Below are 15,315 nucleotides of genomic sequence, written 5' to 3'. Positions count from 1 at the left end.
TCGTTTTTTTAATAATTTATTTTCAGCAAAAAACGGCGAAAACAGCCCTAAAACGGCCTGATTGCGGCATTTTCAAGGGTTTTATACATAATCTTTAACGAAAATTATTATTTATTACCAGAGCCTTACCGACCTCTTAGCTCTTTTTTAAAGCTGTGCCGTTATCGTGATGAATGATTAGGTCCTTGAGTGTTGTGTAGAGAGTACAATGACCGATCTGGTAAGACCACGCGTAAAGTATGTTATCGGCCCGGACGGAAGTCCGCTGACCGTTGCGGATCTGCCGCCGTCTAATACACGGCGCTGGGTTATCCGCCGCAAAGCTGAAGTTGTTGCCGCTGTTCGCGGCGGTCTCCTCAGCCTGGAGGAAGCCTGTCAGCGTTATACGCTGACAGTCGAAGAGTTTCTGTCTTGGCAGTTGTCCATCGACGAGCACGGTCTCGCCGGGCTACGGACAACCCGCATTCAACAATACAGACACTAATCATTACGTGCCGGGTGCATGGTAATGAACCGAACAGGGGTCTGCCGTTTTGCGGCACATTCTAAAAATAAAGCCGGAGAGTTCAGCTCTCCGGCTTTCTTATTTTTGAGCAGCTTCAGGAAAAGTGGGAACCATTCTCCGTCAGAAACTGCGTTTAAATAAACAGATAGAACGGGTTTCCTGCTTCAATAAAAATGAAAACGCTTGAGAGCGGGAAACATTCAGGTTGGATCGCGGCGCCCACTCTAGATTTTAGAGTTTCGCATTGTCATACCGATCAAGCTGATTAAACTTGATAGTGAAATGCTTTCGGATCTTAAAACTGTTAACGCGACCTCCGCATCATCCCTGCCCTACACATCACACAAATAAAAAATGCATAATTCCTTAGACCGTGCGGCTTAAGGAATTATGCATTTGCAGACGTTTGATCTCAGCACGGATTAGGACTTGCCGAGATTTTGAGCCAAGCAGAAATGGTGAGATTTTGGTTATGGCAAGCCGAAAATGGTGATTTTCGAGAACCGGAGCGGAGCGTACTTTTGCATCATCCTTTAATCAGTTTTGATTACAGATAAGATTATGCAGCATCAAAAGATCACGGCATACCTCGCACGCCCTATTGGACGTGCCTTGCCGTGTGTACGTGAGCACCGGAAACGGAGAAAACTGTCATTTACAGACCACCAGAGCCGAAATCCTTATCCGATCATGACGCGACGATCATAGACCGGCGTCATTTCAATCTCTTTGACCTTACCGTCACGGGTTTCCAGTGCTTCAGCACGTGAAAGATCAGCTTCGGCTTCCAGAAGACCCGCTTCGGCAGCGTCTTTCTGAACTGTCAGATCACGAATTGAATCAAACAGATTGTCGCGGCGCTGACGCGCTGCTTTGGCAAAGGTCGGATAGGCAAAATGGGTTGTATCGGTGATACCGGCTTTGCGCTCTTCTGACTGGATCTGTGCATCAAGCTCACCGGCCATACGCTCGAACTCACCCATCATCAGATCAAGCTGACCAATTTGCCGGCGCTTCTCTTTAACTTGAAAAAGTTTCAGCCGGACCAGACTCTCACGTGGCTTCATACGCATTACTCCTTGAACACCAAGTTCCCGAACACGGATTTTCAACTGATCCTTGCTCGTAATCACCCCTCACGCAAAGAAATCTCTTAATTTCCAAACAAAAAATTAAGATTTATGACCATTGGTAACCATTTCTTTACGTACAGCGTTAATCATAGCCATTAGGAATTAAGGCTAGGTAAATTAACTGTGTTTTTTCAGCAACATTAAATATTTGAATCCGCTGAATCACTTGTAAGGATTTCTTAAACTAATTTGTTAAGAAATTTTTCGTGTGTTTTCACTGCATTTTCAAATAGTTAGATGAAAATTCCATTAATATGATATTTACTATTGCCAATGAGAATCATATTTTGTTAACCATTCGATGGCAGACTTGGTTTCGAAGCGAGTGCTGTAAGCAGTGCAACTGCCGGATCAAGTTAAGCAGCGGAAAAAAGGGATTTCGAAGATGCGCGTTCTTTTGATTGAAGACGATAGTGCTATCGCACAAAGCATCGAGTTGATGCTCAAGTCTGAGAGCTTCAATGTTTATACGACAGATCTGGGCGAAGAAGGCATCGATCTGGGTAAGCTCTATGACTATGATATTATTTTGCTCGATCTTAATCTGCCGGACATGTCCGGCTATGAAGTTCTGCGTACATTGCGCCTTTCCAAGGTAAAGACCCCTATTCTGATCTTGTCCGGTATGGCAGGCATTGAAGATAAGGTTCGTGGTCTTGGCTTCGGTGCAGACGATTATATGACCAAGCCTTTCCATAAAGATGAACTGATCGCCCGTATTCATGCGATTGTTCGTCGTTCAAAAGGCCATGCACAGTCAGTTATCACAACCGGCGATCTGATCGTTAATCTGGATGCCAAGACTGTTGAAGTCGGCGGCCAGCGCGTTCACCTCACCGGCAAAGAATACCAGATGCTGGAACTGCTCTCCCTGCGTAAGGGTACAACTCTTACCAAGGAAATGTTCCTCAACCACCTCTATGGTGGCATGGACGAACCGGAACTGAAAATCATCGACGTGTTTATTTGCAAACTGCGCAAGAAGCTCGATGCTGTTTCCGGTAGCCAGAATTATATTGAAACTGTCTGGGGCCGTGGCTATGTGCTGCGCGATCAGGAAAGCATCGAACACCGCGAAATCGCGTAAGCCCTTTGCAAGTTTCCGCTTCTTAAAAAACCTCGCTCTGGCGGGGTTTTTTATTGTCCTTCAACAGGCTGCAAGTAATAAAAAAGCCGCACAGAATTGAAACTGCACGGCTTTTTTTAATTTTATACACAGTCCGAATTAATCATCCGCAAGCGTGCCTGCATCCGCAGCAATATCAGCATCTGCATTATCCGGAACATCACCCTGAAAAGCCGGTTCAACCTCACGAAGCTGCGCGCGGAAGATAATTTCCTCTTCGCTCACATCGATAATAATGTCCATTCCGGCTTCTTCCGCCAATAGCAGCGTGTAGTAAGGCTGCACGGAATGCGCATCGATCGACTCTTCCGGAATATTGCCCTCGTGTAATTCTTTAAACTTCGGTGGCACGCGCAGCATACGGCCACGCACTTTGATGCTGATCACCGGCTTGGTTTCAACATCGTCCAGAACCACATCGAGGTTACCACCGCGCGGAATGGCTGAAATACCAGTGAGGATCAGGTTCAAAAGCAGCTTGACCTGATTTTTCGGTAAGAATGCACGGGTACCGGTCCAGGTGAATTCCGGCTTTTCGTTTTTCATATAAGAAATTGCAACATTCTGTGCATCACCGGTATCAATCTGCACACCGGCAGAACCGGCAGCACCGAAGGCAATGCGGGCAAATTGTAAACGGGCAGACGCATTGCGGGCGCTGGCAGCAATGAGTGCCATAGCATCTTCATCAGCGCCGCCCTCTTCCAGCAGTTCCAAACCATTATTAATCGCCCCGACCGGAGAAATAATGTCATGACAAATCCGGCTGCATAGCAATGCACCCAGATCAACCGCAGAAAGAACAACAGGCAAAGACATTGGTCGCTTCTCCAAATTTCATATCTGCTTGGTTGCAGATTTAACCACATATTTCAGATCAGGCGTTGCGCCGGCAAAATTGCGGCAGCACAACGAATCACCTGAACATAAACTGACATCAGGATGCCGCAGCACCCGTTCAATGGTGATTATGCGCCAATAGGTTTAATGATTACCAAATAATGCGATAAAAACCATTTTTATGGCCTTTCATTAAGTCATTGAAAGGACAATTTTCCATATAAAGATTTCTACAAGGTTTTTACGCTTACAATACCAACCAGATAAAAATCAGATCTAGCAATCATCAGAATTGCAGATCGAAACAGGGCTAAACATGGATAGGCCAATAATGTGTCACCATGGAAAATTTGAGTTCGCGTATCTTCAATTGGAAAATACGCTGACCGCGTCGCACAGAGTGAGCCAAGCAGCCAGAAGGATTATTTTATGGCTACCCTAAATCAGTCCTCTTTTCGTTTGCATATTGCAGCCGTATTATTAGGATTATTGGCTCTGATCAGCGTTTTACCGCAGCAGGCCAAAGCCAATGAAGGCTTTAACATGGAGGAAATCGTTGCCTCCGGTCATCGCTTCTTTGGTTCGACATCAGGCGGCGTTGCGTCAGCAATCGAAAAAGTGTTTCAGAGCTATGGCCTGCCGAATGGTTATATTCTGGGTGAGGAAGGCTCCGGCGCCTTTATCGGCGGCCTCACTTACGGAGAAGGCACGCTCTACACAAAAAATGCCGGTGATCATAAAACATTCTGGCAAGGACCATCCCTTGGCTGGGATTTTGGCGGTCAGGGCTCACGCGTTATGATGCTGGTTTACAATCTTGATGATGTAAACATGCTCTACGGGCGCTATGCCGGTGTATCCGGTTCAGCCTATCTGATTGCGGGTGCCGGTTTTAATGTGTTGAAACGCTCCAATATTTTGCTGGTACCAATCCGCACCGGCGTAGGTGCGCGTTTGGGTGTAAGCATCGGTTATCTGAAGCTGACACCTGCTGCGACATGGAACCCGTTCTGAGTAGAGTGCCCATAATCGCACGCTTACAGCATTGATCCGCGGCTGAGAGACGAGATTTCTCTCTCAGCCGCGGTTTCCGTCAAAGCGCTTTATTAACATCGATTAAACGCAACGCGCTCTGGCATTTTATGGCATAATCTGAGAGCACCGGAGTTCAGCAGATCGTGATTCAATCCGCACTGGTTTTCCTGCTAGGCTTTTTATCCGCAGCCTTTGTGGTTTTGCTGGCCGCACCGCTGTTCTGGCGCCGAGCGCATGTGTTGTGGCACAAGCAAATTGCTGCCCGTCTGCCGCTTTCGCTTACCGCGCTTGAAGCTGACCGCGACCTGCTGCGCGCCTCCCATGCGGTTTCCTTACGCAAGGCCGAGATGCAGACTTCCCGCATGCGTGACAAGCACACACAGGCTCAGCTTAAAATTGCCGCTGACCGTGCTGAACTCGAAAAGCTGCCGCAACTGCTGCAAGATATTGAGGCATTGCATATTGTACAGCACAATGACCGCCAGCAGCTTGCAACAGCGCAGCATGCCTTAACAACCTTGCAAGCAAAGCAACAAACCACTGATGAGCAGCTTGGCTATTTGCAGCGCCAGAATGAAGCGCTGAGCAACCTCAGCGATACATTGCGGCTGGAAATAGCGGGTCGGGAGCTGGAAACGGATCGTCTGCGGCGCGAGGCCAATGATCTGCGTCAGAAAAAGAAACAACTTAACAACGCGAAGTCAGAACTGGCTTCTCAGGTGGCAGCATTGAAGACATCTCTTGAGAGTGAGAAAAACCGTAATCAGGCTCTGGAAGAAAAGCTGCATCGCTTGATAAGCGAGCTCTCCGACACGCAGGAAAAGCTGGAGCGTCAGAATAAAGATATTCAGCGCAAGCATGATCTGTCTGAAGGTGAGAAACAGACATTGAGCGCACAAGATCAAAAATTGCGTGACACGATCAGCGAGCTGGCTGCAGAAATGGTTGCCAGAACTGCGGCAAAAGAGGGAGAAAACTCTCCTATCCATGCGCTTTTGAAAGACAGCTCAGAGCCAAACAAACCCGTGACAACTGCCCGGAAAACAAAATCCAAAAGTCTGGCAGGCCGGATTAAAAACCTCACCGCCTGATGGGGCAGTCACGGTCAGCACTGGTATATCATAGGGCTTGACTATATGTATAAACTCTAGAGCATTTCACTATCATGTTGAATCAACTTGATAGTTGTAACAATGCGAAATTTTAAAAACCTAGAGCGAGCGCTGCGATCCAATCTGAACGTTACCCGCTCTAGAGCATTTCGTAGTCCAATGAAATCATTGGGCGGCCACGATAATGCGTAACAACAATAAGTTAGAGCGGATTACATGATTCAATTTAAAGGTAAACCGCTCTAGAGCGTAAAAATAACAATCAGAACTTCAAATTCAGAACGCAAACAGAGGCTTGCTCTTAGTCTTTGTTGAAGCGTACAAACTATAAAGAAACTTGTCTGCTCATTGAAAATCAATGGCGGCTTTTAGCCACCCATTATACGGATCGAGTGCTAACCCCTCCCCGCCATCCTGCTCTTTGGCATTGCTCGAGAGCCATAATATGCAGCCTTTTGCATTAAGGGCTTTAAGGCTTGTCAGGCGAAAATGCATTTGATCATAAGTTAGATAGCGCTGCTGTCCTGATTTATCTTTCCATCCCGGTGAGATATAGGGAAAAACGGGTTTGGAACTCTGATTGAGATTATCCAATAGCTGGCAAGCATGAGCAGCATATTCCGCAGCTTGCCGCCATTTCATATCAGCTTCAGCTGTACCGTCATAATGGCCGTAATTATATAGTGACGGACTATAGTAATCGACAGCTTTGGCTACTTTGACATATTCAGGGTTGAGCTTGTCATAAATAGCGGCCGTTTTTTCATTATAACCGTAGGTGTTTTGTGGCACTTCGCTATATAAACCTACTTGCGCAGCCGGATTTACCTGCTTGAAAAAACTTACAATTTTCGCAAGGTTTTGCACAATGGTCTGCCCGTCCGGAAGTGGTTTATTCGGTTGAAAACGGTATTGATTCCATTCCTCTGCATCAAGCGAAACATGCTGCAAAGGATCAGCATTCTTGGCAATGTCACGAAGTTTATTTTCGTTGAGTTTTGCGGCCAGCCCCTTACCGTCGAGAAAACGTGCACCATAAACAAGATTAACAGGCCTTAGCCCGCGGCTGACAAACCACGTATCATCAAGATAATCCTGACTCTCAACGATAGATCCATCACTGTTTTTGTAACGTTTAAATTTTAAATATTCTTCAACCTGAAATGTATCAGATGATAGATTGATCTTGTTTGGCAGCGGAAATCCGGCCGCATCGAGCGGTCTTATTCCAGTATTTACCAATCCGCCGTTTGCGGACAAAAGTCCGCTTTCAAGAAAAACACTTCGTGAATCAGTCATTTCAAATGGCGCCTTAAAGAGCAACATCACGTGCTGCTTGAATGCCCCGCTCCCATATATAATAGCTGCCCCGAGTTACGGGACAACTGCAATATTATAGTAAATTTAAGTGCCCAGATATCAATCAGAGCTTCAGGCTTTTTACACCGTCTCGTGCTTACCCTTCATCTGCAGTACCGCGGCGCCAATAGGCAACGGCCATATGCTGTTCACGGCTGAGCTTGCACTCTTTACGCCAGAAACTGCGTATTTCTTTGAAGGCGTTAAACTCTGATCCTGCCCATGCAAAAATACGCTGTTCACCTACCTGTACCGGCGCGACATCGCGCACAGCATCAATCAGCAGCTGTGTTGTGCCCGCCTCCGCGCCATTGCGGTGTAACCATTTAAGATCAAGCTGCGCCTCGGTTTTAAGCACCTGCTCTTCACTTTCATCGGCCACCTCAATACGTACAACCGCCACTGCCGACGCAGGTAACCGCTCAAGAATACGTCCAATCGCCGGAAGCGCGGTTTCATCGCCAATCAGCGTATAAATATCGGCTACCGGCACATCACCGCCGCCAGGGCCCGTCATCCCAATCAGATCACCGACCTTAGCCTGCATGGCCCATTCAGACCCGGGTGCAGTTGTTTCACTCGGATGCACAACCATATCAATATCGACCCAGCCCTGTTCTGCATCAATAGCCCGTATCGTATACACGCGTGCAGTGAGGCGATATTCGCCCTCAGGCCACACTGGGCGCCCATCTGCCCCTAAATGCGGCCAGCGCACCGTTACAGGCGGTTTAGGCGGTATTACTAAGCGGATATGTAAGCCGCCACTTGCGTATCGTATAAGATCATCACCCGAAAGCCGGATGCGGCGCATATGCGGGGTTACATTGGAAACCCCGATAACTGTCATTTCGCGGAAAAAAGGTGGCAGGCTACCCTCACCGGCACCATCGCCTTGCCATGCAAAAGACAAGGACTCTTTACCGGCATAATGCACAATGCCCTCAGCAATAGAAAATTTGACATAAGACAAGTCACTGTCACTTGCAGCTTCAGCGATCACCCTGATGCCACGATCCTCAAGCGTAAGGATCGCTTTGCCCATACGCATCGGAATTGTCACTGCATTATCATCGCGCTCAATAGCAAAATGCTCGGCATATCCCGCACTCACGCTTTCCAGCAGCGCCTCAGGCTGTAAACAAGCGATATGCGTTTGCGCAATAAAAACAGATTTATTCATAATATCTCCTGCGGCCGGTTCTGGCCAAAAAATGCAGCCGGATTTTGCCGTAGCTAACATTTTATAATATGAGTATTCAACTCATATTTAAATCATCCTCCTTCATATTCCCGTTACCAGAGCCATATTCCATGCAAAAAGGCCGGATGTTTCCATCCGGCCTTTCTTCATTAAACGATTTTATTACAGCTTACTTGCCGTGAAATTCACGGATCGCTGAGATAATGCGTTCCTGATCTTCATCGCTCAGATAGGCATGCATCGGCAGGCTGAGAATGCGCGACGGCAAAGCCTCAGATACCGGCAAACCGCCCGGGGCAACCATATAGTGCTTATAAGCAGTTTGCAGATGCAGCGGCTTCACATAATAGATCACTGACGGAATGCCCTGTGCCTGCAAATGCGCTTTCAGCTCATCACGGCGTTCAGTCTCAATGGAGTACTGCGCCCATGCCGAGCGGATGCCACTGGCAGGACGTGTAACCTTAACAATATCGCTCAGGCCCTCAGCATAACGATTAGCAACTTTTTGACGGGCAACCATCTCATCTTCGAGAATAGTCATTTTCTGCAACAAAACGGCCGCCTGGATAGTATCCAGACGCGAGTTCAGGCCAATGCGCACATTGTCATATTGGGTTTCGCCTTTACCGTGAAAATGGATCGAACGCATAATATCGTTCAGCTCATCATCATTGGTAAAGATTGCACCACCATCACCATAGCAACCTAACGGCTTGGCCGGATAAAAGCTGGTAGCGCCAACATGGCCGAATGAACCGCACATCGCGTTGTCGCGCTTGCCGCCAATAGACTGCGCCGCATCAGAAATCACTTTCAAGCCTTCATGATCAGCAATCGTCATGATCGCACGATAATCGGCAGGCAGGCCGAACAGATCAACAGGAATGATCGCTTTAGGTGTCAATCGGCCCTCGCTGCGCACAGCATCAATTGCCGCCTGCAGCTGCTCGACATTCATGTTGTAGGTGTCTTCTTCAACATCCACAAAAACAGCTTCCGCACCAACCAGCGCCACCACTTCAGCGGTTGCAGCAAAGGTAAAGCTCGGACAGAACACGGCATCGCCGGGCCCCACGCCCATAGCCATCAGCGGTATCTGCAAAGCATCGGTGCCATTGGCACAAGCCAGCACATGCTTTACACCAACATAATCAGCCAGTTGCTTCTCGAACTCGGCAACTTCCGGTCCCAGAATATATTTGCCTTCCGCAACGACCTTAAGGACGGCAGCGTTAAGACGGTCTTCAATGCGAGCGCGCTGGCTCACAAGATCAATGAATTGCATGTTGGCTCCAATATCAATTGATCCGCTATATGCACGCGCGCATGCACGAATCGAGTAGTATTTAGTCTCTCAACAGAGACTTCGCCATGCTCTGTCATTCACGGTTTGGCAAATGATGTAACACAGCTTGAAGCAATTGCGGAACGTCGCGTCTCCCTATGTTCCGTTACAGCAATCTGGTAGAGCATTTCGCAGGTAAATGGAAACCCTTAAACGCTGCAAAATATGTTTTAAAACAATAGCACGGCTTGTGGCATGCCCGTGTGAAGGTCATCACACACTACAGCAATATGCGGCAGTTGATGAGTGCGGTCAGTACCCTGCCCCGCACTCTTACTCATATTAGAGCATTTCGCTATCAAGTTGAATCAACTTGATAGCTATGACAATGCGAAAACACTAAAACCTAGAGCCAGCGCTGCGATCCAGCCTGAACACTACCCGCTCTAACGTGATTAATATCATGCTGCCGGATGCGTTACGGTGCCTTGGGTCAGAATACGCAGAACGCTTACAGCCTCAGCTCCATTGGTGCGTGGTGTTTCACGCGTTTCAATACAATGAATGAAATGCTCCAACTCGCGGGTCAATGGCATACCCTCAGCCACCGGCACATATTCAGGATCCGCTTTGGTAAAGGCAATCTGCCCGTTTTCCTGCCAGATTTTGTGGCGGAAAATCGTCAGCTTACGTTCCCATGGCTCTGCATCATCAAAAACTGCCATTGCCTTATCGCCAATAACCGCTAAACGGCGATCCATGATCGGGCTGAGACGCGAGGCAAACAAATGGCTGCGAATGCCATTTGGAAACTCCATATGCAAATGGGCAAAATCACTCAAATGATCAATCATTGCCGCACCTTCGCCGCGCACAGCTGACGGTTCACAACCGGTCAGCGCCAAAATCATCGACAAATCATGCGGCGCCAAATCCCACAAGGCATCATTCTGGCCATGAAATTTACCAAGCCCGATACGATGTGCCTGAATATAGCCGATTTTACCCAAATCACCGGCCTGCGCCAGCTCGAGTAATTTTTCAAAAGCAGGATGAAAGCGCAAAATATGACCGACCATAAAGACGCGGCCATGCTTGTTGGCGGCTTGCACTTCTGCCTCAGCATCTTCAACCGTCAGGGCAATCGGCTTTTCAACCAGCACATCCTTGCCGTTTTCCACAGCGCGGATCGCATATTGCGCATGAAACTGCGCCGGAAGCGCCATAACAATGGCATCAATGTCGTTAGACGTGAAAAGATCGTCAACGCTGATTTGGGCAACACCATAATCTCCGGCAAATTTTGCTGAACGCGCCGGATCAACATCACTGACGGCGGCGAGAACGCCCAAACCTTTTAGAGTGCGGATATGATTGTTGCCCCAATAGCCACAACCCAAAACTGCGATACGCGGTGCCATAATTATCTGCCTTTGCTTGTTGAAAGCTAAATAACTTTGCAAAAGATGGATTACAAGACCGATTAATGCATAACAGTCCTTGACAGGTGCTTAGTATCCAACTTATACGGACGCCGTTCCCCAAGAGAACATTGCTTCGCGAAGCAGCTTGAAAAGGCAGCCTCGCAGCACATCTGGGGCGGAGTAGCTCAGTAGGTTAGAGCAGAGGAATCATAATCCTTGTGTCGGCGGTTCGAATCCGTCCTCCGCTACCAAATTCCCCAATAAAATCAAATATGAACACATCATTTCTAATGCACAGAACAGCTTAGCAGCTGGCATGCATAGATACGTTTGAGCAAAGCGTCATTTGCTTTCTTCGGTGTCCCACACTCGCACGCCGTTTCTTCCCGTGCCTTTGGCTTTGTACAGCGCTTTATCGGCCAGATTCAGCAGCGCATAGGGATCAGTAATTGTTTTATTATTTTGCGCGTCGAATGTACCAACACCGATACTAGCCGTTACAATTGAAAATGAACTGCCTGTATGCGGAATTTTCATATCCGTAATACTATCCACAATAGTCTGCGCAATCACGGCAGCCTCAGCCTGCGCCGTATCAGCCAGAATCACCACAAACTCCTCACCGCCAAAGCGTGCAACCACATGTTGCTGTTGAGAAATAACGGCACTCAGCACCTGTCCGATATCTGTAAGGCATTTATCGCCGGCAAGATGACCATAAAGATCATTAAACGCTTTAAAATAGTCCACATCAATCATCAGGATCGAAAGTGGCTTTTGGTTTTCCTGCGCATGCATAAATTCGAGCCTTAAATGCTGGCTGAATTTACGCCGGTTGGGCAAATTGGTCAGATAATCATATTCCGACTGTTTTCTGAGTGTGCGATTAATTTCAATCAGCTTTCTTTCAAGCTCGGCTTTTTCCAGAATGATCAGTGATAACTGCGCTTCAATTTGTTTCTGTCCGCTAATATCCACACTGGTAGCCAAAAGCCGTGTCGGTGTGCCGGCTTCATCCCACTCAACGACGCGGCCCCTGCTCAATATCCAGAGTGGTTCGCCATCATGTTTCAGCACACGATAGACCGCTTCATATAAGTCGCATTTGCCCGTAATCACATCATCCAAGGCCTGCATTGCAATTGCTTTATCCTCAGAAAAAACGATGTCCCATGACAAGCTCTGCCCCTGTGGAACTTTTATATCAAGACCAAGCACACGGGCATGCTGCGGTGAACGCCAGACGCGATTGGTCTTGATATCCATATCCCATGTCCACTGCCCAGCACTTTCCAGCGCAAAGCGACTGCGCTCTTCTGCCAGCCTCAGTTGACACATCGCCTGCTGAAACTGAGACATATCCACAAGAACAAGACGCACCCCCGCAAAAGATCCGTCCGTATGGCTCACACGGCTGCAATTCGCCAGAAGGTTCTGATGGTTATAATACAATTCCAAATGTGGGAGTGCCTCACCCTGCATAACCTGCGCAACAGCAATGCGAAGTGCATCCGTATTATCCGGCAAAAGATCAGCAAAGCTACGGCCCTGCACAACCGGATATTGTATACCGAGCAACTGGCAGCAATACGCGTTTACAACCCGTACAATGCCATTAATATCGACAAATAACAGGCCCGCCAGATCATTATCGATCAGGTTTGTCAGCTGACAAATAAGCTTGTCTTGCTCATCAGATACAGGCTTTAAATTTATAAATTGCTGCTCCAACACCATGCGCCTCTCTGATAACCAAATACCCGTCATGAGCATAAGTGTAAGCTAGAGCTAAAACGTCAAGGCAACTGCGGGGCTTTAAAATTGTTGCAACTTTACGTTTGCAAACAACAATCTCAATTCTCAGCCTTCAATGCGCCCTATCAAGCGCCTATGATGAGCGCAATATTATCAGCACGAGATTCTTATGACAGACATTACAAGACGGATTGCCTCTCTGATTGCCGGCGAAATTAACGCCAAAACTGAACAGGCAATTGCCGCTATCACTTTGCTGGATGAAGGGTCAACGGTACCTTTTATCGCCCGCTACCGTAAAGAAGTGACAGGCGGGCTGGATGATACGCAGCTGCGTGATCTGTCGGAACGCCTCGTCTATTTGCGAGAGCTGGAAGCTCGGCGCACTTCTATTCTCGACAATATCCGCTCGCAGGAAAAACTGACGCCCGAGCTCGAGCTCAAAATTGCCAAAGTCACCACCAAGGCCGAGCTTGAAGATATTTATCTGCCCTTCAAGCCAAAGCGCCGTACACGCGCCGAGATTGCCCGTGAGCGCGGCCTTGCGCCGTTAGCGCAAGCAATCCTCGATAACCGCGCTGCAGTGCCTGCGGAGCTTGCAGGCACCTTTATTACCGCTGATATTGCCGATGTAAAAGCCGCTCTTGAAGGCGCCCGCGATATTATTGCGGAAGGCATTGCTGAAAATGCCGACCTGCTTGGTCGCCTGCGCAATCACATGAAAGACAATGCCACTTTGCAATCGCGTGTTGTGGCAGGCAAAGAAACGGAAGGCGCCAAGTTCTCCGATTATTTTGACCACAGTGAGCAATGGAACAAGGTGGCCGGGCATCGTGCACTGGCTATGCTGCGCGGACGCAATGAAGATTTTTTGACGCTGGAAATTCAAGTCGATGCGCAGGATAGTTCACCGGTCAAACCGGTTGAGCGTATGATCGCTTACGCCTATTCTGTCGGCGGCACTCTGGCTGGCGATAAATGGCTGATGGAAGTCATACGCTGGACATGGCGCGTGAAGCTGTCGCTCTCCCTCTCGCTTGATCTGATGCGCGATCTGCGTGAACGCGCCGAGGTTGAGGCAATTAATGTATTTGCACGTAATCTCAAAGATTTGCTGCTGGCAGCCCCCGCCGGTTCACGTGCCACAATGGGGCTCGATCCGGGTATCCGTACCGGCGTTAAGGTAGCCATTGTTGATGGCACCGGCAAGTTGTTGGACACGGCTACAGTTTATCCGTTCCAGCCGCGCAATGATCTGCGTGGCAGCCAGATTGCAATTGCTGCCCTGATCCGTAAACATAATGTTGAGCTGATCGCCATTGGCAATGGCACTGCCAGCCGTGAAACCGAGCGCATGGTGGCCGAGCTGCTCACAGAGCTGCCGGCACCCAAGCCGATGAAGGTCATTGTGTCTGAAGCCGGAGCCTCGGTCTATTCAGCCTCTGCAGCGGCGGCGGCAGAGTTCCCGCAGCTTGATGTTTCCTTGCGTGGCGCGGTATCAATTGCCCGCCGCCTGCAAGACCCGCTGGCAGAGCTGGTTAAAATCGATCCGAAATCAATTGGTGTCGGCCAGTACCAGCATGATGTGGATCAAAGCCGCCTTGCACATATGCTTGATGCCGTTGTTGAAGATGCGGTGAATGCTGTGGGCGTTGATCTCAACACTGCCTCAGCCTCATTACTGGCGCGGGTATCGGGCCTTGGTGCTTCACTTGCCGAGGCAATTATTGCCCACCGCAATGAAACAGGTCCGTTTAAAAAGCGTAAGGAACTTCTCAAAGTTGCCCGTCTTGGCAACCGCACTTTTGAGCAGTGCGCTGGGTTTTTGCGTATTCCTAATGGCACCGAGCCGCTTGATGCCTCTTCAGTGCATCCGGAAGCCTATGGCGTGGCGGCAAAAATCGTGGCCGCATGTGGCCGCGATGTGCGCTCATTGATGGGCGATGCCAGTGCTTTACGGGCGCTCGACCCTAAGCTGTTTGTTGATGAGCGTTTTGGACTGCCAACGGTGAAAGACATTCTGTCTGAGCTCGAAAAGCCCGGCCGTGACCCGCGTCCTGAATTCAAAACCGCAACTTTTGCCGATGGTATTGATGACATCAAAGATCTCAAGCCCGGCATGCTGCTGGAAGGCACGGTAACCAATGTTGCCGCCTTTGGTGCATTTGTTGATATTGGTGTGCATCAGGATGGTTTGGTGCATGTGTCACAACTGGCCGATAAATTTGTCAAGGACCCGCATGAGGTGGTCAAAGCCGGTGATGTGGTCAAAGTACGTGTGACAGAAGTTGACGTCCCGCGCAAACGTATCGGCCTGACCATGCGCAAAGATGGTGGTGAAGAAGCGCCGCGTCCTGTGTCTGAACGCGGGCCGAAACCGGCGCAAAAACACTTCACTGCCAAGCCGCAGGAAAAACCCTCGCAGGCGCAAGGCGGCTTTGGTGCTGCACTTCTCGAAGCGATGAAACGCAAATAACCCAACAAAAAAGGCCGCACTAAACAGCGGCCTTTTTATTGTGAATCAACTTAAGAAC

General features: G+C 48.8%; 11 protein-coding genes, 1 tRNA gene and 1 pseudogene. 6 read left to right on the top strand and 7 right to left on the bottom strand.

The window, feature by feature from the left end:
* Positions 1-208 precede the first annotated feature (208 nt).
* The gene (locus MP213Fo_RS11870) at positions 209-484 is read left to right on the top strand and encodes a DUF1153 domain-containing protein (RefSeq protein ID WP_075655983.1); all 276 of its coding nucleotides are present in this window, start codon (positions 209-211) and stop codon (positions 482-484) included.
* A 701-nt stretch (positions 485-1,185) separates the two neighbouring features.
* Here the strand turns inward: MP213Fo_RS11870 and MP213Fo_RS11865 are convergent.
* The gene (locus tag MP213Fo_RS11865; protein ID WP_421089200.1) at positions 1,186-1,572 is read right to left on the bottom strand and encodes a flagellar export protein FliJ; all 387 of its coding nucleotides are present in this window, start codon (positions 1,570-1,572) and stop codon (positions 1,186-1,188) included.
* A 451-nt stretch (positions 1,573-2,023) separates the two neighbouring features.
* Between MP213Fo_RS11865 and ctrA the strand changes: the two genes are divergently transcribed.
* Complete coding sequence (gene ctrA / locus MP213Fo_RS11860) at positions 2,024-2,725, top strand: response regulator transcription factor CtrA (RefSeq protein WP_421089199.1); 702 nt, start codon at positions 2,024-2,026, stop codon at positions 2,723-2,725.
* Between the two features lie 231 nt (positions 2,726-2,956).
* On the opposite strand, the pseudogene chpT reads toward ctrA, so the two are convergent.
* Positions 2,957-3,583: pseudogene (gene chpT, locus MP213Fo_RS11855) on the bottom strand (histidine phosphotransferase ChpT); the annotation flags it as partial.
* Between the two features lie 450 nt (positions 3,584-4,033).
* Between chpT and MP213Fo_RS11850 the strand changes: the two are divergent.
* Positions 4,034-4,618: a DUF1134 domain-containing protein gene (locus MP213Fo_RS11850; protein WP_421089198.1), complete on the top strand. Its 585-nt coding sequence runs from the start codon at positions 4,034-4,036 to the stop codon at positions 4,616-4,618.
* A gap of 164 nt (positions 4,619-4,782) precedes the next feature.
* The gene (locus MP213Fo_RS11845) at positions 4,783-5,730 is read left to right on the top strand and encodes a hypothetical protein (protein WP_421089197.1); all 948 of its coding nucleotides are present in this window, start codon (positions 4,783-4,785) and stop codon (positions 5,728-5,730) included.
* Positions 5,731-6,096: 366 nt separating this feature from the next.
* Here MP213Fo_RS11845 and MP213Fo_RS11840 read toward each other — a convergent pair whose 3' ends face one another.
* The 4 genes from MP213Fo_RS11840 to MP213Fo_RS11825 all read right to left on the bottom strand — a co-directional run bounded on the left by MP213Fo_RS11840 (position 6,097) and on the right by MP213Fo_RS11825 (position 11,023).
* Positions 6,097-7,050 (bottom strand): hypothetical protein, encoded by a 954-nt coding sequence (locus MP213Fo_RS11840; RefSeq protein WP_421089196.1) that lies wholly within the window; start codon positions 7,048-7,050, stop codon positions 6,097-6,099.
* A 157-nt stretch (positions 7,051-7,207) separates the two neighbouring features.
* Positions 7,208-8,293, bottom strand: a complete 1,086-nt coding sequence (locus MP213Fo_RS11835) for a DUF2218 domain-containing protein (protein WP_421089195.1) — start codon at positions 8,291-8,293, stop codon at positions 7,208-7,210.
* 190 nt (positions 8,294-8,483) lie between these two features.
* Positions 8,484-9,602 carry a DegT/DnrJ/EryC1/StrS family aminotransferase gene (locus tag MP213Fo_RS11830; RefSeq protein ID WP_421089194.1) on the bottom strand — a complete coding sequence of 373 codons (1,119 nt, stop codon included), beginning with the start codon at positions 9,600-9,602 and terminating at the stop codon, positions 8,484-8,486.
* A 461-nt stretch (positions 9,603-10,063) separates the two neighbouring features.
* The gene (locus tag MP213Fo_RS11825) at positions 10,064-11,023 is read right to left on the bottom strand and encodes a Gfo/Idh/MocA family protein (protein WP_421089193.1); all 960 of its coding nucleotides are present in this window, start codon (positions 11,021-11,023) and stop codon (positions 10,064-10,066) included.
* Between the two features lie 177 nt (positions 11,024-11,200).
* Here MP213Fo_RS11825 and MP213Fo_RS11820 point away from each other — a divergent pair.
* A tRNA-Met gene (locus MP213Fo_RS11820) sits at positions 11,201-11,277 on the top strand.
* 91 nt (positions 11,278-11,368) lie between these two features.
* Here the strand turns inward: MP213Fo_RS11820 and MP213Fo_RS11815 are convergent.
* Positions 11,369-12,763 (bottom strand): sensor domain-containing diguanylate cyclase, encoded by a 1,395-nt coding sequence (locus MP213Fo_RS11815; protein ID WP_421089192.1) that lies wholly within the window; start codon positions 12,761-12,763, stop codon positions 11,369-11,371.
* Between the two features lie 187 nt (positions 12,764-12,950).
* On the opposite strand from MP213Fo_RS11815, the gene MP213Fo_RS11810 reads away from it, so the two are divergent.
* On the top strand, positions 12,951-15,257 hold the full coding sequence (locus MP213Fo_RS11810; RefSeq protein ID WP_421089191.1) for a Tex family protein: 2,307 nt from the start codon (positions 12,951-12,953) through the stop codon (positions 15,255-15,257).
* Positions 15,258-15,315: the final 58 nt, after the last annotated feature.

This window comes from Pseudochrobactrum mosebachae (assembly GCF_048914685.1).
Classification (GTDB): domain Bacteria; phylum Pseudomonadota; class Alphaproteobacteria; order Rhizobiales; family Rhizobiaceae; genus Pseudochrobactrum.
The sequence above is the reverse complement of the archived record's forward strand: the minus strand, read 5'-3'. Positions and strand labels throughout refer to the sequence as shown.